The organism is Sporomusa acidovorans (assembly GCF_900101845.1).
GTDB lineage: Bacteria > Bacillota > Negativicutes > Sporomusales > Sporomusaceae > Sporomusa > Sporomusa acidovorans.
Genome location: NZ_FNAM01000045.1, coordinates 1 through 25,227, shown reverse-complemented (window position 1 = coordinate 25,227; position 25,227 = coordinate 1). Strand labels below are relative to the sequence as shown.

21 protein-coding genes and 2 pseudogenes are annotated in these 25,227 nt (G+C 46.6%); 22 read left to right on the top strand and 1 reads right to left on the bottom strand.

Going from position 1 to position 25,227, the window contains the following annotated elements:
- Nucleotides 1-73 precede the first annotated feature (73 nt).
- From BLR65_RS22890 to BLR65_RS30060, 19 genes and pseudogenes are all read left to right on the top strand, one after another.
- Nucleotides 74-2,005 (top strand): annotated as a pseudogene (locus tag BLR65_RS22890) (methyl-accepting chemotaxis protein); the annotation flags it as partial.
- Between the two features lie 178 nt (nt 2,006-2,183).
- Nucleotides 2,184-2,633 (top strand): DVU_1555 family C-GCAxxG-C-C protein, encoded by a 450-nt coding sequence (locus BLR65_RS22885; protein WP_245692994.1) that lies wholly within the window; start codon nt 2,184-2,186, stop codon nt 2,631-2,633.
- A gap of 6 nt (nt 2,634-2,639) precedes the next feature.
- Nucleotides 2,640-3,791, top strand: coding sequence for a DVU_1551 family NTP transferase (locus tag BLR65_RS22880; protein ID WP_093796484.1), 1,152 nt, complete (start codon nt 2,640-2,642; stop codon nt 3,789-3,791).
- Nucleotides 3,769-4,902, top strand: coding sequence for an aminotransferase class V-fold PLP-dependent enzyme (locus tag BLR65_RS22875; RefSeq protein WP_093796483.1), 1,134 nt, complete (start codon nt 3,769-3,771; stop codon nt 4,900-4,902). The genes BLR65_RS22880 and BLR65_RS22875 overlap by 23 nt, the downstream gene beginning before the upstream one ends.
- Nucleotides 4,889-5,215: a hypothetical protein gene (locus tag BLR65_RS22870; protein WP_093796482.1), complete on the top strand. Its 327-nt coding sequence runs from the start codon at nt 4,889-4,891 to the stop codon at nt 5,213-5,215. Before BLR65_RS22875 ends, BLR65_RS22870 begins: the two co-directional genes overlap by 14 nt.
- A complete protein-coding gene (gene trsS, locus BLR65_RS22865; RefSeq protein ID WP_093796481.1) occupies nt 5,212-6,591 on the top strand; it encodes a radical SAM (seleno)protein TrsS in 1,380 nt (459 codons plus the stop codon). Before BLR65_RS22870 ends, trsS begins: the two co-directional genes overlap by 4 nt.
- Nucleotides 6,588-8,546 (top strand): DVU_1553 family AMP-dependent CoA ligase, encoded by a 1,959-nt coding sequence (locus tag BLR65_RS31075; RefSeq protein WP_245692993.1) that lies wholly within the window; start codon nt 6,588-6,590, stop codon nt 8,544-8,546. Before trsS ends, BLR65_RS31075 begins: the two co-directional genes overlap by 4 nt.
- A gap of 67 nt (nt 8,547-8,613) precedes the next feature.
- The gene (locus BLR65_RS30065) at nt 8,614-8,754 is read left to right on the top strand and encodes a hypothetical protein (protein ID WP_169716773.1); all 141 of its coding nucleotides are present in this window, start codon (nt 8,614-8,616) and stop codon (nt 8,752-8,754) included.
- 232 nt (nt 8,755-8,986) lie between these two features.
- Complete coding sequence (locus BLR65_RS22850; protein WP_218130659.1) at nt 8,987-10,111, top strand: mannosyltransferase family protein; 1,125 nt, start codon at nt 8,987-8,989, stop codon at nt 10,109-10,111.
- Between the two features lie 266 nt (nt 10,112-10,377).
- A complete protein-coding gene (gene nikA, locus BLR65_RS22845) occupies nt 10,378-11,976 on the top strand; it encodes a nickel ABC transporter substrate-binding protein (protein ID WP_093796479.1) in 1,599 nt (532 codons plus the stop codon).
- A 50-nt stretch (nt 11,977-12,026) separates the two neighbouring features.
- Nucleotides 12,027-12,962, top strand: coding sequence for a nickel/cobalt ABC transporter permease (opp1B, locus tag BLR65_RS22840; protein WP_093796478.1), 936 nt, complete (start codon nt 12,027-12,029; stop codon nt 12,960-12,962).
- Entirely contained in the window at nt 12,959-13,840 is an 882-nt protein-coding gene (gene opp1C / locus BLR65_RS22835; RefSeq protein ID WP_245692992.1) for a nickel/cobalt ABC transporter permease, read from the top strand. The genes opp1B and opp1C overlap by 4 nt, the downstream gene beginning before the upstream one ends.
- Entirely contained in the window at nt 13,840-14,673 is an 834-nt protein-coding gene (locus BLR65_RS22830) for an ABC transporter ATP-binding protein (protein ID WP_093796477.1), read from the top strand. Before opp1C ends, BLR65_RS22830 begins: the two co-directional genes overlap by 1 nt.
- Nucleotides 14,666-15,436, top strand: a complete 771-nt coding sequence (locus BLR65_RS22825) for an ABC transporter ATP-binding protein (RefSeq protein WP_093796476.1) — start codon at nt 14,666-14,668, stop codon at nt 15,434-15,436. Before BLR65_RS22830 ends, BLR65_RS22825 begins: the two co-directional genes overlap by 8 nt.
- 454 nt (nt 15,437-15,890) lie before the next feature.
- Complete coding sequence (locus BLR65_RS22820) at nt 15,891-16,466, top strand: GNAT family N-acetyltransferase (protein WP_093796475.1); 576 nt, start codon at nt 15,891-15,893, stop codon at nt 16,464-16,466.
- Nucleotides 16,467-16,722: 256 nt separating this feature from the next.
- Nucleotides 16,723-19,449, top strand: a complete 2,727-nt coding sequence (locus tag BLR65_RS22815; RefSeq protein ID WP_093796474.1) for a molybdopterin-dependent aldehyde oxidoreductase — start codon at nt 16,723-16,725, stop codon at nt 19,447-19,449.
- A gap of 158 nt (nt 19,450-19,607) precedes the next feature.
- Nucleotides 19,608-21,938 carry a pyridine nucleotide-disulfide oxidoreductase/dicluster-binding protein gene (locus BLR65_RS31505; RefSeq protein WP_093796473.1) on the top strand — a complete coding sequence of 777 codons (2,331 nt, stop codon included), beginning with the start codon at nt 19,608-19,610 and terminating at the stop codon, nt 21,936-21,938.
- Nucleotides 21,939-21,943: 5 nt separating this feature from the next.
- A complete protein-coding gene (locus BLR65_RS31880) occupies nt 21,944-22,006 on the top strand; it encodes a hypothetical protein (protein WP_425441023.1) in 63 nt (20 codons plus the stop codon).
- Nucleotides 22,007-22,115: 109 nt separating this feature from the next.
- Nucleotides 22,116-22,271, top strand: a complete 156-nt coding sequence (locus BLR65_RS30060) for a hypothetical protein (RefSeq protein ID WP_169716772.1) — start codon at nt 22,116-22,118, stop codon at nt 22,269-22,271.
- 234 nt (nt 22,272-22,505) lie between these two features.
- On the opposite strand, the gene BLR65_RS22805 is transcribed toward BLR65_RS30060, so the two are convergent.
- Nucleotides 22,506-23,270 carry an SDR family NAD(P)-dependent oxidoreductase gene (locus BLR65_RS22805; protein WP_093796472.1) on the bottom strand — a complete coding sequence of 255 codons (765 nt, stop codon included), beginning with the start codon at nt 23,268-23,270 and terminating at the stop codon, nt 22,506-22,508.
- A 251-nt stretch (nt 23,271-23,521) separates the two neighbouring features.
- On the opposite strand from BLR65_RS22805, the gene BLR65_RS22800 reads away from it, so the two are divergent.
- The 3 genes and pseudogenes from BLR65_RS22800 to BLR65_RS22790 form a co-directional block, all read left to right on the top strand.
- Entirely contained in the window at nt 23,522-24,310 is a 789-nt protein-coding gene (locus BLR65_RS22800) for an IclR family transcriptional regulator (protein WP_093796471.1), read from the top strand.
- Between the two features lie 72 nt (nt 24,311-24,382).
- Nucleotides 24,383-24,586 carry a 4Fe-4S dicluster domain-containing protein gene (locus BLR65_RS22795; RefSeq protein ID WP_093796470.1) on the top strand — a complete coding sequence of 68 codons (204 nt, stop codon included), beginning with the start codon at nt 24,383-24,385 and terminating at the stop codon, nt 24,584-24,586.
- A 13-nt stretch (nt 24,587-24,599) separates the two neighbouring features.
- Nucleotides 24,600-25,227 (top strand): annotated as a pseudogene (locus BLR65_RS22790) (3-methyl-2-oxobutanoate dehydrogenase subunit beta); the annotation flags it as partial.

Here is a 25,227-nt window from a genome sequence, read left to right as displayed (position 1 = left end):
CTGTAAGCTAAAAGAAGGAGGCTGATTGGATGAGGGCGTTAAAAAGCAGTATTAGTATGAATAGAGGAGTATTATGTTAAAGTGGTTTGAAAAAAAGCAATCCTCTACAGACCGGAAAATGATTGATAATACTCATACTGTGCCGATTACTACTACCTTAGAAGATATTCAGAATCTATATCTATCAGTAACCGAGCTAGACGCCACCAGTATGAATAAACTGTGCAATCTGGCCGGCGGTGTGGCTTTAGTTATAGGTTTTGCTTCGCCCGACAATAATTTTGCCCAATTAGCGGCAACCATTAAAAATTTTTTGCCTGCCAGTACAGTTTTTATGATGATATCTACCGCAGGCGAATTGTGCCATACCGAATCTGCTGCAACTTTATATAAGACTGTCGAAAATAATCGCCGGAAAGTTCTTCTTCAGGCCTATTCCCGAAGATTGGTAAAAGATTGTCAAATGATCGCCATTCCTTTAGCCAATGGCGATCTTAAAAAGGGTGTTAGCGAAAAAAGCGTCGATGAGCGGGTGGCGCATATTAAGGGGGAGCTTAAGAAAATTCCGCTTAATTTTGCAATTAACAGCCATGATACGGTGGCTTTGGCCTATATTGACGGCTTGTCCGGTTCGGAAACTTTTTTTATGCAAGCGGTTTATGCGAGTAAAAAATTTCCCTGTATGTTTGTTGGTGGTTCGGCCGCCGGCAATTTGGATTTTTTAAACACGTATATTTACGACGGCCACGTTGTCAGACAAAACTATGCAGTCGTTTGCCTGCTGAAGCTTCATTCTGATTATCGTTACGGTATTTTTAAAACACAAGGCTTTGCCAAAGATGCGGGTGAATTTATAGTATCAGATTCTAATTCGGCTTTACGGTATGTCAGTAAAGTTTTTGATAAAAATTATAACAGTATCAGTTTTATTTCTTTACTAAAGAAAAGGTTTAACGTACAAACGGTTGAACAACTAAACAAAATATTGGAGTCCTATGGTTTTGCCGTTGAAATTGGCGGGGAAATTTTTGTGCGGGCCATATCAAAAATTGATGAGGCAAACGACAGAGTCTACTTTTTTTGCGATATTGCGATGGGTGAAAAACTTTTCGTTGTACGGCGCGCTTCCCTGGTAGAAACTATTGATAAGGACTGGCGAAAGTTTATTAACGGCAAACCAAAACCTATCGGCGGAATTTTAAATGACTGTATAATGCGCCGGTTATGCAACGCGGGCGTAATTGAAAAAGTAACTGCTTTTTCTGAATTTTCCGTGGCGGGATATTCGAGTTTTGGTGAATTATTGGGATTGAATATTAACGAAACGATGACGGCTGTTTTCTTTTTTCACATTCATGAAGGAGAGACTTTCTGCGATGAATATGTTGATAACCTGCCTGTTTACTATAGTAATTTCGAAAAGTATTTTTTAGAACGGCACCTAACCCAGATTATTATCGTAAACAAGCTTCGCGGCAGGGTTATCGAGCTTTTGAACAAGAACAGCAGCAATATTCCAACTGTTTTAGATAATGTTAATCAAATAGGACATCATGTGCGCAGTATTGGTGATGACACCAAAAATTTATTACAAGCACTTAAGAAAAATATGGTTGGTGTAAATGAACTGATTTCTGTAAATAACCAGCTTGCGCCAACGCTAGAAGGGTTAACGAACAGTACGAACGAGATTAAAAATGTGTTGGCATTAATCATGAATATCGCCGCACAGACAAATCTGCTGGCATTAAATGCTGCTATTGAGGCCGCACGAGCCGGTGAACAGGGTCGTGGGTTTGCCGTAGTTGCCGAAGAAGTACGAAAGTTGGCCCAAAATACTCAGGACAGCTTAAATCAGACCCATGCTTCTATTAATAGTTTGTTTGAAAGTGTTCAGGAAATATCGGCAAAATTGAGCTCCAGCAATGATTTTACCTATAAATTTCAGGAGGATATGAACAGATTCAACACCGATCTGTCCGGTGTCGCTTCGGCTATTATTCATGCTGTGGATATAATTTTTTTATCCATGGAACGTATTGCTGATTTAGAATCACTGCAGGCAACTACGCAAGGTGAACTGACAAAAGTATCCAATTTGGTTCGTTTTATGGAACGGGACGAACGCTAAAGAGATGCCATTACGAGCGTTACATATAGGAAGAACTGAGAAGGGGGCAGAGATGATGAACGATGCTTTTATGAAACTAATTGAGCTGTCACAGGCAGGCTTTTTTTGCAGTCAGATCATGCTGATTATCGGACTTGAAGCGCAAGGTAAAGAAAATCCTGACCTTGTCCGGGCTATGGCCGGGCTAAACGGGGGAGTGGGGTTTTGCGGCAAAACCTGCGGGGCGTTGACCGGCGGGGCTTGCCTTCTTGGCCTTCATACCGGTAAAGGAACGGTGGAAGAAATGGAAGACAGCCGCAGTAATGATATGATCAGAGAACTGGTAGAGTGGTTCGAACAAGAAGCAGGTTCTGTATATAGCGGAATTACCTGTGACGAAATCTTGGAGAAAAACCCTGCAAACCGGACGGCACGGTGTCCTCATCTGGTTATTAACACGCTTGGCAAAGTGCAAGAAATTCTCGCGGCCAACGGATATGCTTTTTCCGGCCAGCTTGGTTAAACACTTATGCGCGCTGCACGCATAGCAGGACTCATTGTGGCGGCCGGTTATTCCTCGCGTATGGGAGCATTTAAGCCGCTGCTGCCATTAGGCGAGAAGACGGTTATCGAAACAGCCGTCGACAGCCTGCGGTTGGGGGGGGCCGCAGATATCCGGGTGGTTGTGGGGTACCGGGCCGAAGATTTGTATTCGGTATTAGGCCGCCGCAAAGTCGGTATCATTCATAATCTAAGATATAGCGACGGCATGTTTTCTTCCATTGTTGCCGGAGTTCGGACATTGACCGATGGGGTTGATGCGTTTTTGCTATTGCCTGTCGATATTCCGCTGATCAGGAGACATAGCATTAAGGAATTAGTGCGCGTCTACCGTGAAACAGGCGCAGCCGTGATTTATCCCGTGTTCAACGGGCAAAGGGGCCATCCGCCGCTTATCAGCGCCAAATGTTTTGCCAGTATTCTTAACGCTGACGGCATAGGCGGGCTTCGTCCTGTTTTGGAGCAGTTTGCCGACAACAGCGTGGAAGTGGAGGTGGCAGACAGCGGAATATTGCTGGATATGGATAACCGGCAAGAATATCAACAACTTGTCGGATTTCAAATGCGGCGTCACATACCGACCTATGACGAAGGCCTGGTATTGTTTCGGAAGTATCAGGTGAGTGATAGCGTTATGCGTCACGGGCAGGCTGTTGCCAAAATTGGTCGCCACATCGCGGAGTTGCTTAACGATGCCGGCTTACAGCTTAATACGGAACTGATTTTTGCCGCTGGGCTGCTGCATGATTTGGCAAAAGGAAAACCCAACCATGCCAAACGGGGGGAGCGTGTGCTGAAAACTAAAGAATTTCCTGATTTGGCGGGCATTGTCGGTTCCCATATGAATTTGGATTTTGAAGCCGGCCAGGCGGTTGATGAAACAGCCATAGTTTTTCTGGCCGATAAAGTAGTCCATGGGAACAAGGTGGTGCCCCTGGACGCGCGCTTTAAGCCGGCTCAGGAAAAATTCGCCGATAATCCCGCAATATTGAATATCGTGTTACAACGCAAACGGACAGCAGAGGTTATCTGGGGTCAAATAGCCGCTATTTTGGGGATCAGAAATTTTGAGTTGAAATTGACAGGGGGGGAAGTCTATGAAGCTCATTTACTTAAATAATGCTGCGACTTCCTGGCCAAAGGCGCCACGAGTCGGTGAAACAGTGGCTGATTGTATTAATAGTGTGCCCTATCATGCCGGACGTTCAGGTTTTAGCGGACCGGATATTTCCGGGGAATGCCGCAAGCGATTAGCGGGTTTGCTGCAAGTGCAAGACCCCAAACAAATTATTTTTTGTCCCAACGCTACTTATGCCCTCAATATCGCTTTACACGGCATCCGTTGGCGGCCTAACGCCGCTATTGTGACTACCGCAGCCGAACATAACTCGGTGTTACGGCCGCTATATTATTTGTCGCAAACAAAAGGGGTGGCAGTACACTGTGTAGCCGTGAGTACAGAAGGGCGGATTGATCCCGCAGAATGGGACGCGGCGTTACGAATTTATCAACCGCAACTGGCTGTGTTTACGCATGCATCGAATGTGACCGGCGCAGTTAACGATGCCGCCCTGCTGGCCGGAATGGCGAAACAGGCAGGTGCCCTGACGCTGCTGGACGTATCGCAGAGTCTGGGGCTTGTACCGGTTTTGCCTGAGAAGTGGGGCGTTGATCTGCTGGCATTTACTGGCCATAAATATTTATTAGGGCCAACAGGAACGGGAGGATTATATATGGCCCCCAACGTGGATTTAGCGCCGGTGTGGGTCGGCGGGACAGGAGTGATGAGCGACCTTAAGGAAATGCCCTCACTTCTGCCGATCCGTTTTGAAGCCGGAACGCCAAATGACGCCGCATTTGCCGGTTTGGCAGCCGCCCTGTTATGGAACAGGGAAAATCCTGTTGACGTGACTGAGTTGCAAAGCAAAACAGAACGTTTGGCTGCAGGGCTGGCAGCCGCGGGAGCGGATGTCATTGCTGTCAGGCCGCCCAGAACTCCGGTCATATCTTTTACACTCAAAAACTGGACGGTTGAAGATGCCGGCGAGGTGCTGCATAAAAGTTTTGGGATAGTCTGCCGCACCGGTCTTCACTGTGCCCCCGGAATTCATTCCTGTCTGGGGACCGCACCGGCCGGCTCTGTGCGGATCAGTTTGTCACGCTTTACTACCGAGGAAGAGATAAATGACTGCATCAGGGCAATAGGGGATCTAGTTCATGCAGCATTATGAGTGTAAAAAGGTGGAGAACTGCTTTGGGGGGACTTACGTTTATGAATACCGGCTGGGGATAAAAAACTCTGAAGAATTTCTTGAAGGGTTTAAGCCATTGGCAGCAATCAAGTATTATAAGAATTTTCCCCGGCCCTTTTTTCAGGCTGTCTTTACCGACGGGACAACCGTGAAAGGGGTGATTGCCGATTCGGTAATCAAGGTGAGCTTTCCTGAAAACGACGCGCTGGAAAGTAAACAAAGTTTTGAGACGGTATTGGAAGCAATGCTGGTGCAATGGCTGGCTAACAGAGGGGAGATAGCTGATTTATGAGCGATGGGGTTACAAAAAAAATGCAAGAAACGGTACTTTCCACAACAGAAAGCGTATGCCCTGAATGTTTGGCGCGTATTCCAGCAAAGCGGCTTGCCAGGGGAAGCAAGGTATTTTTACAGAAACAGTGTCCGCAGCATGGCGAGTATGAGGTTTGTGTTTGGGAGGGAGAACCGGGTTATTTAGACTGGACTACTGTCCAAAACCTATCCTCACCGGCCGTGTGTGCCACGGAGACGAGTAAAGGCTGTCCGTTTGACTGCGGTTTGTGTCCGGAGCACCGCCAGCAGACATGCTGTGTGCTGCTGGAAGTGACACAGGCCTGCAATCTGCAATGCCCGGTGTGTTTTGCCTCTTCAACAGCGGCCCATAGTGGAAAAGACCCCGATTTAGACACCATTGAAGGCTGGTACCGGATGCTTAAACTCAGCGGCGGGCCTTTTAATATCCAGTTATCAGGCGGCGAACCTACGCTGCGTGATGATTTGCCGGAAATTATCCGCCTCGGCAGGAAGTGGGGATTTGATTTCTTTCAGGTTAATACGAACGGGCTCCGGTTAGCTACCGATGAAGAGTACGTAAAAAGGTTAAAGGAAGCCGGTCTCTGTTGTGCCTTTTTACAATTTGACGGCTTGAGCGACAGTGTTTATACTCAATTACGGGGCAGGCCGCTGCTCGGTATGAAACAGCAGGTTATTGAAGTTTGCGCCGCCCACGATATTGGCGTTGTGCTTGTGCCGACTGTGGTTCCCGGTGTAAACGACAGCCAGATTGGTGATATTTTACGGTTTGCCGTTAATAAGATGCCGGTGGTGCGCGGTGTTCATTTTCAGCCGATTAGCTATTTTGGCCGTTATCCGCAAGCGCCTAGGGAGAGTGAGCGCATCACGCTTCCCCGGCTTATCCGCGAAATTGAAAAACAAACCGGCGGAATCATGAAGACGGAAAACTTCCGCCCGCCCGGCGGGGAACACGCGCATTGCTCTTTCCATGGCAATTTTATTTTAATGCCTGACGGTCAATTAAAGCCTTTGGCCCAAGAATCCGGTGCCTGCTGTTGCCAGCCTAAATCTGGCGTCAACGGCGCCGCGCGGGCCCGACAATTTGTTGCCAGGCAATGGTCGGCTGCGAAAAAAATAAAAGCTGCAGGCAGACAATCAGGCAGTTTGGCAAGTTTGGACGAATTCCTGGAGCAGGTAAATACGTACAAACTGGCTGTCTCGGGTATGGCCTTTCAGGATGCCTGGACCTTGGATTTGGACCGGCTAAAGCAATGTTTTATTCATGTAGTTGGCGATGATAACCGGCTCATTCCTTTTTGCGCCTATAATCTGACCGACCGCCAGGGGCGAGCGCTTTACAGGGGGGGAAAATGACAGGAAAGCTGCCGATAACGCCCTTGGAGGCGTGGATAAAGGAAAAAACAGGAATAATTGGCAATCATATGCATAAGGAGCACCTCAACCGTTATCAACTAACTAAACTCAATGAAACGATTCAGAGAGCGAAACAGCTAAGCTCTTTTTACCGCAAACACCTGGCCGCTACAGGAGCGCTTACCGGGTTGGCGGATTTGACGATGTATCCTTTCATCACTCCTGCCGACGTAAGTGAGCATGCTTTGCGGATGATTTGCGGTTCACAGAGCGAGATTAGCCGGGTAGTCACTCTGGCGACCTCCGGTACCACGGGCAATCCCAAACGGGTGTACTTCACAGCAGACGATCAGGAATTGACAATAGACTTTTTCCGGTGCGGTATGTCAGGCCTGGTGGAGCCAGGCGATACGACGTTGATTTTACTGCCGTATGAGCCGTCAGGTTCAGTAGGGGATTTGTTAATGCGGGGATTGAAACGTATTGGTGTCGCGCCTGTGCCGTACGGTTTTGTCAGAGAGGTTCCGGCTGCTGTTGCCGCCATGTGTAAAGACCAGGCGACCTGCCTTGTCGGTGTGCCGGTACAGGTTCTGGCGATGGCCAGGTACTGGGAAAAAGCGGAAAACTGCCCATGGCGGCCAAGCAAAGTGCTGTTGAGTACGGATTATGTCCCCCAGGCTATTGTGCGTGAGCTCAACCGGATCTGGCAATGTGAAGTCTACGAACATTACGGGATGACCGAAATGGGACTTGGCGGCGGCATAGAATGTTCGGCCCATCAGGGTTATCATTTGCGGGAAGCCGACCTCTATGTCGAGATTATTGATCCTAAGTCAGACCGGGTGCTGCCTGACGGCGACTACGGCGAAGTCGTTTTTACTACCCTGACGCGCCGGGGAATGCCGTTTATCCGCTACCGGACAGGAGATATAGCGCGAATATTGCCGGGAAAATGCCCCTGCGGCAGCTGGCTGCGGCGCTTAGAGGCAGTACGGAGCAGAAAAGAAGGCCGTGTCTGGCTGGGTAAAGGGCAATCGCTGACAATGTTTGAGCTGGATGAAGTGCTTTTTCCCCTCGCAGGCGTTATTGATTTTAGTGTTGAGGTCACTTATGATCAGGTAAATCAGCTCAAATTGGTGGTCATTGTCCTGAATAACCGCATTCTGGATATAGCCGAAGTTTTACGAGCTGTTCGCAGCCTTCCCGTTCTTAAGATACTGGAACAGGCCGGCAGGTTACTGCTTAGAGCCGCGATTGTTTATTCAGACGGAAGGTTAGTGCTGCCTCCTGGAAAAAGGAAGATCAGAGTAAGTGCCCGGAAGGGAGTGATGACAATGAGTGGCAATAGGCAGGAAAGGGTCATCTATCTGCTGCGCCATGGACATATCTTATCAGAAAAACAGGAACGCCGGTATATTGGACAAATCGATATTCCTTTGTCCGCGAAAGGGATAGAACAAGCCCGTAATCTGCACAACGAGTTTACCGGAAAAGCAATTACGGCCGTATTTTGCAGTGATTTAGCCCGTTCGCACGCTACGGCCACAATTATTTCGGCCGGAACGGGAAAAGAGCCCACAGTCAGAGCGGCGCTCCGGGAAATCAGTATGGGTGAATGGGAGGGAAAGAGTTTTCAGGAAATTGCCAAAGCCTATCCGGAAGCCTATGCGCACCGGGGAATTGATATGATTGGTTACCGGATACCGGGCGCGGAGAGTTTTAACGAATGCAGCCGTAGAGTGCTTACGGTATTTGACGATATTGTGTCATCGACAACAGGCGACATTCTTATTGTCGGTCATGCAGGCATTAACCGGCTGCTGTTATGCCATACGCTAGGTATGCCGCTTGACAACTTATTTCGCATTATTCAGGATTATGGCTGTATTAATATGATCGTAGCTGAGCAGGGACAATACCGCGTTAAGTTATTAAACGGTAAACGACTTGGCTGAATGATTGCCAATTACTTTCAGCATGAATGGAGTTGATTTGGACACAATATCTATCGGAGGTGATACTATGAGAAAGGAAAACCGTAAAAACGAACAGTGCTGTAACGATAAGGATCAAAAAAACCTTGAGTTCGCCCGTGAGTTAGCGGATGTAGAACAGTGCCGCAATCAGAAAGATTGCGGTGGCGGCTGCAAAGGCAAACGGTAGCTTTCCCCAATAGATCAATCTCCACTCCCTATTTACCTTTCCGTTTTACGAAGGGGCTGCCTCATGTAGGTTCATGAGGCAGCCGCTTTCGTATCATACAACACGCCGGTTATGCATATTTACCTGTTATCAAGCATTCTATGGATGGTAAATCAATGATCATACTAGGAGGTCTATGGTGTCAAACGGAAATATGCTGGTTAATTTCGTTTCTAGAATAGTCAGTTTTACTATGATCAAAGATGTAACAGCCATCCGCATCGGTTTTGTGACTTTTGGCCTTCATACGGCAATCATTCTGGCAGCGCTCTTTCTTATTGGCGATCTGCCAAGCCGGGAAGCGGCGGGATTTATTAACCCGTCAGCAGCCGGAGCACCACCGCTTGTAGAAAAATTTATCAAATGGGACGCTCATTGGTATACATATATTGCTGAACATGGCTATAATCTGCAAAGCATTGTTTTTTTTCCGTTGATCCTGCTATTGATCAAGCTGCTGGCTGGTTTTGGCTTAAGCTATGTGACGGCAGGCTTTATTTTGTGCAATCTTTTTACTTTTATAAGTTTTTATTTGATGGCGAAAACTTTTTTACTGAATTTCCCGGAAATAGAGGTAAAAAAAGCGCTTATTGCCTACGCGCTTCTGCCTACTTCCTTTTTTTTAAATAGCGTTTATACGGAATCGATTTTTATTGTGTTTGCATTGGCCTCTTTATACTGTTTGCGGACAAGAAGCTGGTGGTCTGCAGGTCTCTTTGCCGCGCTGACGGCATTATGCCGTAATCTGGGAATTTTACTGGTTCCTGTTATACTATGGGAATGTATTGTCTATTACCGACAGAAACGAAAAGTTACGATTAACATGATTGCAGTGCTGTTGCCTCTCATTGCTTTGTCCGGGTTTTGTCTGTATAATTATCTATTGTTTGCCGATCCGCTGGCTTTTGTTCATTCCCAGCAGGCCTGGGGCAGGCGCTTTGGTCTTCCCTGGGACAATTTTTGGAACAATGTAAACTTAGTTGTTGCCGGCGTCCCTAGTCTGGAGGTCGGGGTTTACTTAGATGCTGTGCTGGTCGCGCTTGCTTTTATTGCACTCTTGGCGGTAACCGTCATTCCGGCGTTCCGGCTTCCCTGGACTTATACCCTGCTCGGCTGGTTTTGGTTTTTCGTGCCCATGTTTTCAACCTCTCCCATTTATCCGCTTTACAGTATGGCCCGTTTTGTCCTGGTTATATTGCCAGTCTATTTATTCTTGGCGAAGCTTCCTGACGCCGTTTTCTACTGCCTAATCACTATGAGTGCCGTAGGGCTGTTGGTTTGCACCGGATTATTTATAAATTGGGCGTGGCTTGGCTGATTATTTAACAATATTGATTTTTCTCCAGCCGTTTATGATAAAAAAATCACAACTGTATTTACAAAATCATCTAAAAATGATAATATTTATACATAAGTGCGAATTTGAAAATTTGCAAATGGTGTAAGAATTTGTACAAATCAATAGCATAAAGTAGCAGAACATGGCATGAAGTCATACCAAGCAAATATATATTTGCTTGGTGGCTCATGCCTTTTTTTTGTCAAAAAGCTTATAAAGGTAACCGATTAAAAAGGAGAGTTAAAATGAATTTCAATAAAATTCTAGCATTGGTATTGACAATTGCTTTGTGCACCAGCCTGGTTGCCGGCTGCAGCCAAAGTAGCGGCGGCAATGCGGGTGTTGCCGGCAGAAATGAAATTAACTACGCCAGCACGAAAGATATCCGTGACATCAACCCGCATTTATATCTGGGAGAAATGGCCGCTCAAAATATGGTCTTTGAGGGGTTGACCAAAAACGAAGGCGGCAAAGTTGTGCCGTCACTGGCGGAAAGTTGGGAAATTTCGCCCGACGGCTTGGAATATACCTTCCATTTGCGCAAAGGCGTTACTTTTACTGACGGAGAACCGTTTAACGCCCAGGCGGTCAAGGTAAATATGGATGCCATTGTGGCTAACATCAAGCGGCATCAATGGCTGGACATGGTTAATGAAATCAAAGAAAACGTGGTTGTTGACGACCATACCTTTAAATTAGTACTAAAGCATCCGTATTATCCAACGCTGGTTGAATTGGGGCTGACCAGGCCGTTCCGTTTCATTTCGCCCAAATGCTTTATTAACGGCACAACCCATAATGGCGTCAATGGCTATGTGGGAACCGGTCCCTGGATTTTGGCCAAACATCGGAAAAATCAGTACGCCACCTTTGTTCGCAACGAAAATTACTGGGGTGAAAAAACCAAAGTTGCCACTTTGAACTGGAAAGTTATGCCTGATCCGCAGACTATCTTGCTGGCGCTGCAAAAAGGGGAGATAGACCTCCTGTTCGGGGCGGACGGTGATCAGATTGACTTGGATTCTTATAAGAAACTGGAAAGGGAAGGAACCTATAAAACGTATCTCAGTCCGCCGGTTGCCTCCCGCGCTATTCTGTTAAACACCAATGCGCCTGTTACCCGGGACTTGAAAGTTCGTCAAGCTTTTGAACATGCTATCAACAAGCAAAATATCATACAAGGAATATTAAACGGATCTGAAGATCAGGCCGATACTTTGATGTCGAAAACTGTGCCGTTTTGCGATATTGCTTTAAAAACATTCGCCTACGATCCGGCGCAAGCTGACAAACTAATGGATGAAGCCGGCTGGATTAAAGGTGACGACGGCATTCGTGTCAAAGACGGCAAGAAATGCGAAGTGACTTTTTCCTATAACGCCAAGAACGCGCAGGAAGGGACTATTGCCGAATCCGTCCAGGCGGATTTGGCAGCCGTGGGCGTTAAAATGAATATTCTGGCTGAAGAAAAACAGGCTTTTCTTGATAGGCAGCGAACAGGTGATTTCGATCTGCAATATTCGTTATCCTGGGGCACGCCCTATGATCCGCAATCTTATGTATCTTCCTGGAGAATTCCCGCTCATGGAGACTGTCAGGCCCAAAAAGGCCTGGAGAGAAAACAGTGGCTGGATGATGTCATCACAAAAATTATGATTGAAGCTGATACCGGCAAGCGGGCGGAACAATACAAAGAAATTTTGACCTATGTGAATGACCAGTGCGTCTATGTTCCCATTTCTTATTCCAAGACCAAGGCTGTTGCCATCAAAGGCTTGCAGGGAGTGGGCTTCAACGATTCTCAATATGAAATTCCCTTTGAAAAGATGTATTTTGGCAAGTAAGACACTGATTGAAGCGATAATGCACCAATATCCTGGATTGGGGAGAACCGATGAAATTTTATATCATCAAACGAATTCTGTGGATGATTCCGATTTTTATCGGAATCTCCTTCTTTTCCTTTATTCTTATTAATTTAAGTCCCAGTGATCCGGCCGAAGTAGCTATCCGGGTAAGCGGCACCACGCCCACCGAGGAAAATGTCGCTGAGATCAGACAGGAGCTGGGATTGGATAAACCCTTTATGACCCGCTATGCTGATTGGATAACCAAGGCTTTGCACGGCGATTTCGGCAAGTCGTATATTACGAGACAACCGGTTGTCAATGAATTTGCCGAAGCCATTCCCGCTACCTTGTATCTGGCCGCTGCAGCTTTGGTGATTATTTTGACGGTATCGATAGCTGCCGGCGTATTCTGTGCTTTACAGGAAGGCAGTGCCCTGGATATACTTATTCGTGGCCTTATTTTTGTAGGAACAGCCATTCCGTCCTTCTGGGTAGGAATTTTGTTAATGTGGCTGTTAGCTGTAAAAATTCCTGTTTTTCCGACCAGCGGCATGAACACGCCCGCTTCCGTCGTTTTACCGGCGGTGACATTAGCGCTTGGTTATATTGCCACCTATGTGCGTCTGCTCAGGAACACCATGATTCAAAATAAACAGGCTAATTTTGTTTTATATGCCAAAGTCAGAGGTTTGAAAAACAGCACCATTACCAAGCACGTTTTAAAAAATTCGCTGCATTCGTCATTGACTGCTGTGGGCATGTCTATTCCCAAACTTATTGCCGGTACGGTTGTCGTTGAAAATATTTTTGCCTGGCCCGGAGTTGGGCGCCTTTGTGTTACCGCTATTTTTGACCGGGATTTCCCGATCATCCAGGCGTATGTGCTAATTATGGCCATATTATTTGTAGTGTGCAATCTGCTGGTAGATATTGGCGTGACTGTTCTTGATCCCAGAATGCGGCAGGAGGAGGGAGCATGATGGCAGGTTTTTGGACAAGATTTAAAGCTGATAAAGTAGCACTTGTTACGGCAGCCTTTTTAGGTATTGTCATATTACTATCGTTATTTGCGCCGATTATTGCGCCTTATTATCCGGCCCATCAGGATGTTGCCGACAAGTTTGCCCCCCCTTCAGCTGAACACTGGTTAGGAACAGATCAATTGGGACGGGATATTTTGTCCCGGATTTTGTGGGGCGGTCAAATAACTGTTCTTTGGTCGCTGGCCGCTATGTTCTGTACAATCAGTATCGGCATTGTGTTAGGAGTTGTTGCCGGCTATTTTCGGGGCTGGGTAGATGAAGCCATTATGCGTGTCTGTGATATTATGCTGTCTTTTCCCAATGAGGTGCTGATTTTAGCTATTATCGGTGTTATGGGAACCGGGATTTTTAATATTTTACTCGCTATGGTTATCGCTAAATGGGCTTGGTATGTCCGGATGATCCGTTCCATCGTCATTCAGTTTATGGACAAAAACTACATTTGTTTTGCCCGGGTGTCCGGCTGCAGTGCCCGGCATATTATTTGCCACCATCTCTTGACTGGCGCCCTGGGAGAAATCTGCGTATTGGCTACTTTGGATGCCGGCGGCATCATTTTGAATATTTCCGCCTTATCCTTTTTAGGTTTAGGCGTTCAACCGCCGGCAGCGGAATGGGGCATGATGCTGAATGAGGCAAAAAGGGTCTTAATAATGAATCCTTGGCAGATGCTGCCGCCGGGTTTTGCCATTTTTCTGGTGGTCGCCGCTTTTAATTTTTTGGGTGACAGTATTCAGGAAGCTTTAGATCCACAGATGGATAAAAGCGGGAAAAAACATCTATCTATTTTTACACGCAAGAAGGCGGTGGCTTGATGAGTAATGTATTAGTTGTACGGAATTTGAAGGTCACTGATCTCAGGAATCAAGAAGAAGTCATTCACGGTGTCAGTTTCGAACTAAAAAAGAAAAGTTGCCTGGGGATTGTGGGCGAAAGCGGCAGCGGTAAGTCGATGACGGTCAAAGCCATCCTGGGCCTCACCAATCCTTGGCTGCACACGGCGGGAACGGCTGAGTTAGTAAGCGGTCAGGAAATTTTTGACTTGTTGCAACAAGAGGAAAGTACGCTGCGAGCGATCCGGGGGCAGCGGATTTGCATGATTTTACAGGATGCCATGTCGGCCTTTGATCCGCTGGCGAAGATCGGCAGTCAGCTGGCTGAAACCTTTAGCGAGATTAAAGGAATATCCCGGCCGGAAGCAATGGCGATGGCACTGACGGCTTTAAAGAAGGTCAATATGCCTGAGCCGGAACAGGTACTCAAAAAATATCCCCATCAACTTTCCGGTGGTATGCTGCAGCGCTGTATGGTGGCGACGGCACTGGCCATGAAACCTGATATTATTGTGGCTGATGAACCGACAACCGCTTTGGATTCCATCAATCAGCGTCTGGTTGTGGAAGAGTTTAGGCGGCTAAGGCAGCAAATAGGAGCGGCTGTAATTTTCATTTCCCATGATTTGGGTGTGGTGCGGTATCTTGCCGATCAGCTCTTGGTTATGCGCTGTGGGGAGCGGGTGGAATACGGTGAAGCAAAATCAATATTCCAGAATCCTCAGCATGAATATACCAAGTATTTGATCGACAGCAGGCGCGAATTGGCCCAGTCTTTCCAAAAAGCCATGAAACGGAGGGCGGTCAGTGCCTAATTTAGTTGAAATTAACAATGTAGAAAAAAGTTATGTAAAAGCCGGCGGCAAATTTAGCGGTAGTAGAGTCAAGATTTTAAAAGGTGTTACCTTTACGGTTGAAGAAGGACTCTGCGTGGGCCTTATCGGTGAAAGCGGCAGTGGCAAAAGTACGCTGTCCCGGCTGATTTTAGGGCTTGAGAAGCCTGATAAAGGCAAAGGGTCCATTTTAATTGAGGGACAGGCTGTTCCCCAATGGATTAAAGCCAATCAGGGGAAAATGAGCGTAGTCTTTCAGGACTATACTTCTTCCGTTAATCCCAAGTACACCATCAGGGAGATCATTGCTGAGCCCCTGCACGCATTAGGACGCAAGGGAAGCTTAGATGGTGAAATTGATGTCCTTTTGGCTAAAGTGAGCCTGGCGCCGGGTCTAAAAGGCCGCTATCCTCATGAACTGAGCGGCGGGCAGCTTCAGCGTGTCTGTATTGCCAGAGCCATTTCCACTAATCCGAGATTCCTCGTTTTGGATGAGGCTATTAGCTCTTTGGACGTATCAGTTCAAACGCAGGCAATGAATCTGCTCCACAAGCTTCGCCTGGAAATGAACATGACCTATCTCTTTGTGGCTCACGACTTACAGGTTGTGGCGCATTTGTGTAATAAGATTGTATTTTTGTATAGAGGTGAAATTGTGGAACAACTTATGAGCGGTAATTTGGTTAATGCGCAAAATGAGTATGCAAAAGCTCTGCTGGCTTCAGTTATTCCCTTTGAAACCTGAGAGGGTATGAGTAAGCTCGCCGCCACTCTTATCCTGTTTTGACACATATACGGTTTTACTCTTTACAACAACAAATTAGTATTGTACAATAAATATTGGTGGAGCGTCTACGCTGAAATCATAATTACTTCGCGGGCCTTTTCCCGCAATGCTTCGTTGTCGTCGGTTTACATATTCCCGATATGCGCACCTCCTCCGCCTCGCCTTGCGAAAAAATTCCCACGAGTTCTTTTACGCTTTCAACATAGACGCTCCACCAGATAAAGAGTTATGAAGACTCTTACGGGATCGATTTGGATTATGTACTATGTTGCATAAGATATTTAGGCATGAAGCCATTAGGGGCATGGAGTCCTTTGGTTTTTCATGCTTTTTTTATTGAAAAAACCAGGAAATACTTGGCAATAGTGAATGTGACGGCTTAACGTCGGCTGAAAAAGGAGAGTGGATTAACATGGAAATTAAGCATAAAGACTGGACGATTCGCAAGATTACGGCAAGAGATATTCAATCTGTTCTTGATTTCATCATCCCCATGCTGCAAGAGATATATCCTAATATACCTGACGTAGCAGTACGCTGGGATCTTGCCAACATGGAGAATGCGTATATTATACCTGATAATTCTGCGATGTTTGCCGTTTTTGACAGTAACGGACAGGTTGTGGGAACCGTTGCCATCAGGCCATACGATGACAGGCTGGAGGCAGTGCGTGGTTGTTATGATGATTCAGCTACTGCCGAGTTGTCCCGCTGTTATATAAAACGTTCACTGCGCCGCCAGGGAATTGCCAGTATGTTGGTGGCTGCCATAGAGAACTATTGTGAGCAATACGGCTATCAGACAATTTGTCTGCATACGCATAAGTTTTTGCCAGGCGGCTTTCCTTTTTGGCTAAGTCAGGATTATATAATAAGAAGGGAAAAATTAGAGAATCTTGAAACTGTGTATATGGATAAACGGCTACATAGCAATCCTTGTTTTCTTGAACTGAAACCGGTTTGTCATAGTAAGTCAATAGCGGTATAGAGTGTTTTAATAACTTCAGTACGGATATAGCTTCTAAAAAGAAGCAAGCCGGGCTAGCGAGTCTAAAAGATTCGCCGTCCCGGCTTATTTGCGTTATCAGAAAGTATACCTTTCAGATAATAAGCAAGAAGGGGCTGTCGCACTAAAAATTTTTGTTTTCCTACCACTGGGTATAGTAAGGTAAAAAAAGAAAAAAACTATAATAGGGAATTGGAAGTTTTATAATCAAAGTAGATGGAGGCAAGGGGGACGAAACGTGCAAAAAAAAGTTTTACATATTAATGGCTTGGAAAGAACGCTGATTGTTGACCCGGAAGCCACACTAGCAAATGTGCTCCGGGAACAGTTGCTTTTAACCGGATGTAAGGTTGGTTGCAACCAAGGACAATGCGGCACTTGCTCTATCATTCTAGATGGCAAAGTTGTGCGCTCCTGTATAGTTAAAATGAAGAAAGTGGACGATTATGCCAAAATTATCACTATTGAAGGTCTTGCTACTCCTAATAATCTTCATCCGTTGCAAGTTGCCTGGATGGCGTATGGTTGTGCGCAGTGCGGCTTCTGTAGCCCTGGATTCATCATGTCTGCCAAAGTTCTGCTTGATACTAACCAAAATCCTACCAGAGATGATGTTCGCGACTGGTTCCAGAAAAACCGTAATGCCTGCCGCTGCACCGGTTACAAGCCATTAGTTGATGCTGTCATGGCAGCAGCCAAGGTTGTTCGCGGTGAAATGCGCAAAGAAGAATTACTGTACGCGCCTGCGGGAAACAAGATTTATTCAACCACTTATCATCGTCCTTCGGCTTTGGCAAAGGTTACCGGAACCTGGGATTTCGGGGCAGATGTTGCCTTGCAAATGCCTAAAGAAACATTGCGTTTGGCGTTAGTGCAAGCTGAAGTTTCTCATGCAAATATTAAAGGGATTGACACTTCCGAAGCTGAAAAAATGCCGGGTGTATATAAAGTTGTCACCCACAAGGACGTCAAAGGGAAAAATCGGATCACCGGCCTTATTACCTTCCCCAGCAATAAAGGCGACGGTTGGGATCGTCCCATCCTTTGTGATGAAAAAGTATTCCAATTCGGCGATGCGATAGCCATCGTTGCCGCCGATACGGAAGCTCACGCCCGGGAAGCAGCCAAGAAAGTGAAGGTTGACCTTGAACTGTTGCCGGCATATATGAGCGCACCAACCGCAATGGCACCTGACGCTATAGAAATTCACCCCGGTACACCTAATATTTATTATGAGCAAGGAATTGTAAAAGGCGGGGAAACCAAACCGTATTTTGACGACCCCAACAATGTAGTTGTGGAAACGAATACTTACTGCAGCCGTCAGCCGCATCTCCCACTTGAGCCTGACTGCGGCTGTGCATATATCGATGAAGAGGGCCGTTTGACTATTCAATCTAAGAGTATCGCACTGCATTTGCACCATGCTATGATCGTTGCCGGCATTGGTATTGAACCTGAAAAACTACGGCTTGTTGCTAACCCGACTGGCGCTACTTTCGGCTACAAGTTCAGCCCGACCAATGAAGCACTATTAGGTGTCGCCTGTCTGGCCTGCGACGGCAAACCTGTTTCCCTGGTATTTAATATGTTCCAGAATATTACCTATACGGGCAAACGTTCGCCCGGTTTTGTCAAGTGCAGGCTTGCCGCCGATAAATCCGGTAAGCTTTTGGCTATGGAAACCGATTGGTCCATTGATCATGGTCCGTACAGCGAATTCGGCGATTTGCTGACTTTGCGTCAAGCTCAGTTTACCGGTGCCGGTTATGATATCGCAAATATTCGCGGTAAAGGCCGCACGGTTTGTACGAATCACGCCTGGGGTTCCGCTTTCAGGGCTTATGGTTCGCCACAAGCCTTCCTGGCGTCAGAAATTGCTATGGATGAACTGGCTGAGAAACTTGGTATGGATCCATTGGAATTGCGCTTCAAGAATATTTACCGCCCTGGCGCTACTACTCCTACAGGTCAAGAACCGGAAGTGTACTGTTTTGAAAATATGTTTAACAGGTTGCGGCCGCTATGGGAAGAAGCGAAAAAGCGTTGTAAAGATTTCTCAACTCCTGAGAAAAAACGAGGGGTAGGGTTAGCTCTTGGAATTTACGGCTGCGGTCTTGACGGTCCTGACAGCTCAGTAGCCTATGTTGAATTGAACAAAGATAATACTGTAACAATCTATAACTCATGGCAAGATCACGGCCAAGGTGCAGATCTTGGATCTTTGACTCACGCTCATGAAACGCTGCGTAAGATGGGGATTACGCCGGAACAAATAAAACTCGTTCTCAATGATACCTCAATCACTCCGCCCAGCGGTCCGTCCGGCGGCAGCCGGCAAAACGTAATGACCGGTAACGCCATCCGGGTTGGCTGCGAAATGCTGGTGAACGCCATGCGTAAAGCTGACGGCACCTATCGGACTTATAATGAAATGGTTGCTGAAAATATTCCGGTCCGGTATGAAGGCAAATGGGCTGCTTCTATGTGTACCGACTGCAGTCCTGAGACAGGTCAAGGCAATCCGTTCCCGGTTTATATGTACGAAATATTTATGCCGGAAGTGGAAGTTGATAGGAAGACCGGTAAAGCTAAAGTTGTTAAATTTACAACAATCGCTGATATCGGTACAATTACCAACAAGGCGACTACTGACGGCCAAATCTATGGCGGTTTGGCGCAAGGTATCGGCCTTGCTCTTACCGAAGATTTCGACGACCTCAAGAAACATACCAGCCTGGTTGGCTGCGGTTTGCCGTTTATTTATGATATCCCTGACGACATGGAAATTATCTACAACATCACGCCGCGCGAACATGGACCGTATGGCGCAGCCGGTGTAGGTGAGGCTCCGCTTACCGCCCCGCATCCCGCTATCCTTAACGCTATCTACAACGCCTGTGGTGCCCGGGTTTACTCAGTACCTGCTCTTCCGGAAAAAATCAAAGCAGCTATGCCCCAATAAGCTTTTTCGTCACTACGTGTACAATAAGGCGACATCTTAATAGTATGTGTTTACCCAAATGAATAGCCTAAAACGAACAGGTTGAAGATCTGTTCGTTTTAGGCTTCATTATGAGGCAGCCTTATCTAATATAAAAAGTAAAGGAACGAGAGATTAGTATGGACCAACAAGTATTGCGTAAACGGGAAGCAAAATGCGTTCAAGACAATCCGCCCGGTTGTACCGCCGGGTGTCCGGTGCACGTCGATGTGCGCGGTATGATTACCGCTATTCGTAAGGGTGATTATGACAAGGGTTACGAATTATTTCACAAGATGGTGCCTTTTCCGGGGATTATCAGCCGTATTTGCGCTGAGCACTGCCGAGCGGGGTGTAAACGCAATGAAATTGATGAGCCTATCGCTATCAATGCTTTGGAAAAAATCTGCGCTGACAAGTGCCAAAATGCTCCCAAACTAATAATTCCACCGCTGAAAAATCAGAAGGTAGCCGTAGTGGGAGCGGGGTTGAGTGGTTTAACTGCAGTGCTGGAGCTTAGCCGCAAAGGATACAAGGTGGTTATATTTGAAGCGACAGGCCGCTTGGGCGGGAGCATCTGGGATATCCCGGAAAACCGGCTGCCCCGAGAGTTGATACGCAAGGATTTTGCAATTTTTGAGAAATTGCCTGTAGAGATTAATTATAATATGGCGATTGGTAATCGTGGTGGGTCAATCATGTCTTTTGCCGACCTTGGCGAGAATTTTGATGCGGTTTATTTAGGTGTGGGGTGCGAAGAACTAAACTCTTTGGACTTGGGGCTGGAACAGGATATTACTGGAAGGTTGGCGATTGATCCTGTAACCTTGGCTACAAGCCAGGCTAAGGTTTTTGCCGGCGGCAGTCTTCGTTTAGGCTGTGAAAATAGATCACCGGCTTTATCCATAGCCGACGGCAAGATTGCTGCAATTTCGATTGACAGGTTTTTGCAGGGGGTATCCCTTACTGCCAACAGGGGGAAAGAGGGCTCATATAAGACATCACTCTATACGAATATTGCCGGTGTAAAGCCACGGCCGATGGTGACTGCAGCCGACCCTGCCAGCGGTTACAGTCAAGAGGAGGCTTCGCAGGAGGCCAACCGTTGTCTGGCATGCGAGTGTCTGGAGTGTGTGAAAGCATGCGAATATCTTGCGCATTACCGTGGCTATCCCAAGAAATATGCGCGTGAAGTATACAACAATTTGTCAATTGTCATGGGAATCCATCATGCAAATAAGATGATTAACTCGTGTAGTTTATGCGGGCTTTGCGAACAAGTGTGTCCGGGGAATTTAAACATGGGGGAAATATGCCAAGAAGCGCGGCAAATGATGGTCAGTAAGGGAAAAATGCCACCATCGGCCCATGAATTTGCCTTAAGGGATATGGAATTTAGCAATAGCGAACGTTTCGTACTTAATAGGCATCAGCCTGGTTTTACAGCTAGCAAGATGGTGTTTTTCCCTAGTTGTCAGCTCGCTGCCTCCTCACCACAGGTCATAAGGAAAATTTATAACTTTTTGTGTGAAAAAATTGACGGTGGTGTCGGACTTATGCTTGGCTGTTGTGGGGCTCCGGCCAACTGGGCCGGCCAAGAAGGATTATTTAAAAAAACAGTACAAAAAATTGAGCGAAATTGGCGAGCCTTAGGCAGTCCTAAGGTAATTACAGCTTGTCCGAGCTGTTTTAGTATGTTTAAACGCAATTTGCCGGATATGCCTGTGGAAATGATATGGACAGTTTTGGAGAGCATTGGATTGCCGGCCGGTACAGAATCAGGAATGGAGCCCCAAAGGCTGGCTATTCATGATAGTTGTACGACAAGGCATGAAGTTGAATTACAAACCAGCATACGGAATATTCTGAGCAAACTGGGCCATAAAATAGAAGAACTGCCTCATAACCGCGATCATACAACATGTTGTGGGTATGGTGGTCTGATGATTTACGTCAATAAAGAAGTTGCCCATAAAGTAATAAGCAAACGAATCAAAGAAAGTGAAACAGACTATGTTACCTATTGCGCCATGTGCCGTGATAATTTTGCCAGTCAGGGCAAACATGTTTACCATCTTTTGGACATGATTTTTAGCAATGAGCAGGATAACTTGGCAGAACGGGAAGTACCCGGCTATTCACAGCGACAAGAAAATCGGGCTCATGTAAAAACGTCGCTATTGCGGGAAATTTGGGGTGAAACAGTGGGAGAGTCGCAGCCTGACGTTAAAGTGACTATCCCTAAAAGTGTAAGACAGATTATGGATGACAGGATGATTCTGGTTGAGGATGTCACAAAAGTGATTGCTTATGCGGAAAGTACAGGCAACAGATTGGAAAATCCGGAAAATGGGCATTTTATCGTCTATTATCAGCCGGTTGCCGTGACCTATTGGGTAGAGTATTCCCCTCTGGATGATGGCTTTGTCGTTCATAATGCCTATAGTCATAGAATACAAATTACCAATTAGTTTATATTCCTGAAGGCTTAGCGCTTGGTAAGATGAAGCAAGTGGAAGTCGCGTTGGAAGACAAATAAAATAATGGAGTTGCTGTTATTCAAGGCAATAAGTCCCTCGCATGAGCTAGTTAATTTTTATTAATAATAATATTGGTTGATCGTCAGTTATTTTAAAGGAGGAAAAACTATGGAAAAGAACAATCTACCCAAGCAACATGCCAATTATTCCCGGCTTAATGTTCCTTTTGATGTTCATGGCACCGATGTGTCTGCCATAGGCGGGGCCTCACCGGAGATGACAAATTTAAGCCAATTGGCAATGAAAGCTAGCCGTAGACAGTAAACTCCTTGACAGAACCCTAATATTTACTACATTCACGTTTGTTGTATAAATCTGGTTGTAATTTCTTATCTTTTACAAATTGGTTTTACAACCAAAAACGGCAATCGGCAGTAAGCCGGAAGCCGTTTTTTGTTGTATTTGGGGCAATCTTTGCGCGACAGCACCGATTCTGTCAGAATTGGCACAAGCTAAGCCTTTTCCTATGTATAAGAATAATGCGCGCGCGGTTTTTTTTTAACAGGCGGTCAGGCCGCCATCCACCGTCCAGACTGCGCCGGTCACAAAGGAAGCGGCGGCAGTGGCCAAAAATGAAATGACATGGGCGACTTCGGCCGGTTGGGCAATGCGGCCAAGCGGATATAATTTTGCCATATCCGCAAGCGTGCAGATGTTTTGGGGATCGTCAAGCTGACGGTCCAGCAGGGGAGTGGCCACATCACCCGGACATACGCAATTGGCGCGGATGCCGTAAGGAGCACATTCCAACGCTAATGCCTTGGTGAAGGCAATGACCGCTCCTTTGGAAGCGCAGTAAGCGGTACACAAAAGATTGCCGTTAATGCCGGCGTCAGAAGCGAGGTTGATGATTGAGCCGCCACCGGTTTTACGCAGTTCAGGCATAGCCGATTTGCACATGAAATAAGTGCCTTTTACGTTGACATCCATAATGGTATTGTAATCGTTTTCACTGACGTCGGTAATGATACTTTCCTGATAACTGCCGGCTGAGTTCACTAAAATATCAAGTTGTCCAAACCGTATGGTTGTCTGCTGGATGATGTTCCTGCAGTCTGCGGGCAGGGAAACGTCTCCGGGCACATAATCAACATCGTCGGCAATTGCCGCAAGCGAGTGCCTGGCCGCCTGGCCTTTGGCGGAATCACGGCCGACAATAATCACTTTCGCACCGTTGGCGAGAAAAAGTTTCGCGGTGGAAAAACCGATGCCTGAAGTTCCGCCGGTAATCACGGCGACCTTGTTAAGCAGGTCATATTGCATGATATTAGCTCCTATCGTGAATATTCTATAACAACATTTTCTGGTTTGCGTTTCTTTTTCCCTGCTTACCATATCCAATCGCAACGACAGGTTACGGGAAAGACCGGCATTTTTTCTTGTTGAAAACAGTATGATAAAAATATCCGAACAAAATGAAAGGCAAAAGGAATTTTACATTTCCTGTAGAATTAATAAGGCAAAAGAACGGCGTTCAGTATAAATGAACACCTGGCGCTAGTGAGGAATTTATAATGAACCAAGGGAGAAAACCCGCTAAAGATAAAAACAAATATTTAGTTGCTTCCGTAGATCGTGCGATAGAACTTCTTTTTATTCTGGAAAGCTCACCGCGGGAAATGGGAGTAACGGAAATCAGCAGACAACTGGGAGTCCAGAAAAGTACGGTTCATAATCTGTTGCAGACCTTGTTAGCAAGGGATTTTGTTCGCCAGACCGACACAGGCCATTATACACTGGGATTTCGGCTGATGCCCTTGGGACTGGCATGTACTGAACGTTTGAACATCCGGAGAATTGCTTCTCCCTATCTGAAAGAACTGGCGGCAGAAGCCGAGGAGGTTGTGCTGCTGGCTGTCTTATCTGCCGGACAGTTAACGATTATTGATAAAGTCGAGCCAACCCGACCTGTTTTTCTTATACCCCGTTTCGATTATTGCAATACGTTTCATAGTTCGGCGTTGGGAAAGGTGTTTCTTGCCTACAGTCCCGATGAATTTCTGGAAAAGGTGACGGCTGAGCCTCTAACCCGGTATACGGATAAAACCATTACTGATAAGCAGATGCTGATGACAGAACTGGCCAATGTAAGAGAGCAAGGCTATTCGGTCGCCAGCAATGAAACGATCGAGGGGGTTACCTGTCTGGGCGCGCCCATCATGAATGCCAATGGAAAAATTGAAGCGGCTATCACTGTTTCGGGAGCGACGGCTTGGTTTACGGAAAAGAGGCGTGAGTCGGTGGTACGGCTAATGAAGGGAAAGGCGGAAGCAATATCTGCGGAACTGGGTTTTCGTGGTTAAGTTGGCACCAAGTAGGATGAACAAGTTTTTCATGAATATAGATGTCCGATAATTCATTAAGGAGTGATGATGATGGCAAAACTGGAATTTTCCCAGGAAAGATGCAAAGGCTGCGAATTGTGTAAAGTGGCATGCCCCAAAAAGCTGATTGTTATGTCGTCAACTTTTAATGGCAAAGGTTACAATTATGCAACCTGTCCCGATGATTCGGAATGTGTGGGCTGCTGCCTTTGTGCAAAAACATGCCCGGATTTAGTCATTAAGATTTATAAATAAGGGAGTGGTAAATGTGTCGGAAAAAGTACTCATGAAGGGCAATGAGGCGATTGCCGAGGCAGCGATTGCCGCAGGCTGCCGCCATTATTTCGGCTATCCAATTACGCCGCAAACTGAGATCACGGAATACATGTCCCGGCGTATGCCGCAGTTGGGGGGCGTGTTCTTACAGGCAGAAAGTGAAATCTCGGCCATCAACATGGTCTATGGGGCGGCCGGGGCGGGCGCCAGAGTGATGACTTCCTCGTCCAGCCCGGGAATCAGCCTGAAACAAGAAGGCATTTCCTACATTGCCGGCGCCGAACTTCCCTGTTTTATTGTCAACATTATGCGCGGCGGTCCGGGGCTTGGCGGCATCCAGCCGGCCCAGGGCGATTATTTCCAGGCTACCAAGGGCGGCGGCCATGGCGATTATCACAATATCGTGCTGGCTCCCAATTCCGTTCAGGAAATGGTAGACCTGACCATGACCGGTTTTGCCTTGGCCGATCAATATCGCAATCCTGTTATGCTATTAGGGGACGGGGTTCTCGGTCAAATGATGGAACCCGTTGAAATCAGGGAAAAGAGCGATACGCCTGTGGAAAAACCATGGGCTACGGTAGGAATGCGCGGCCGTGCCAAGCCTAACATCATCAACT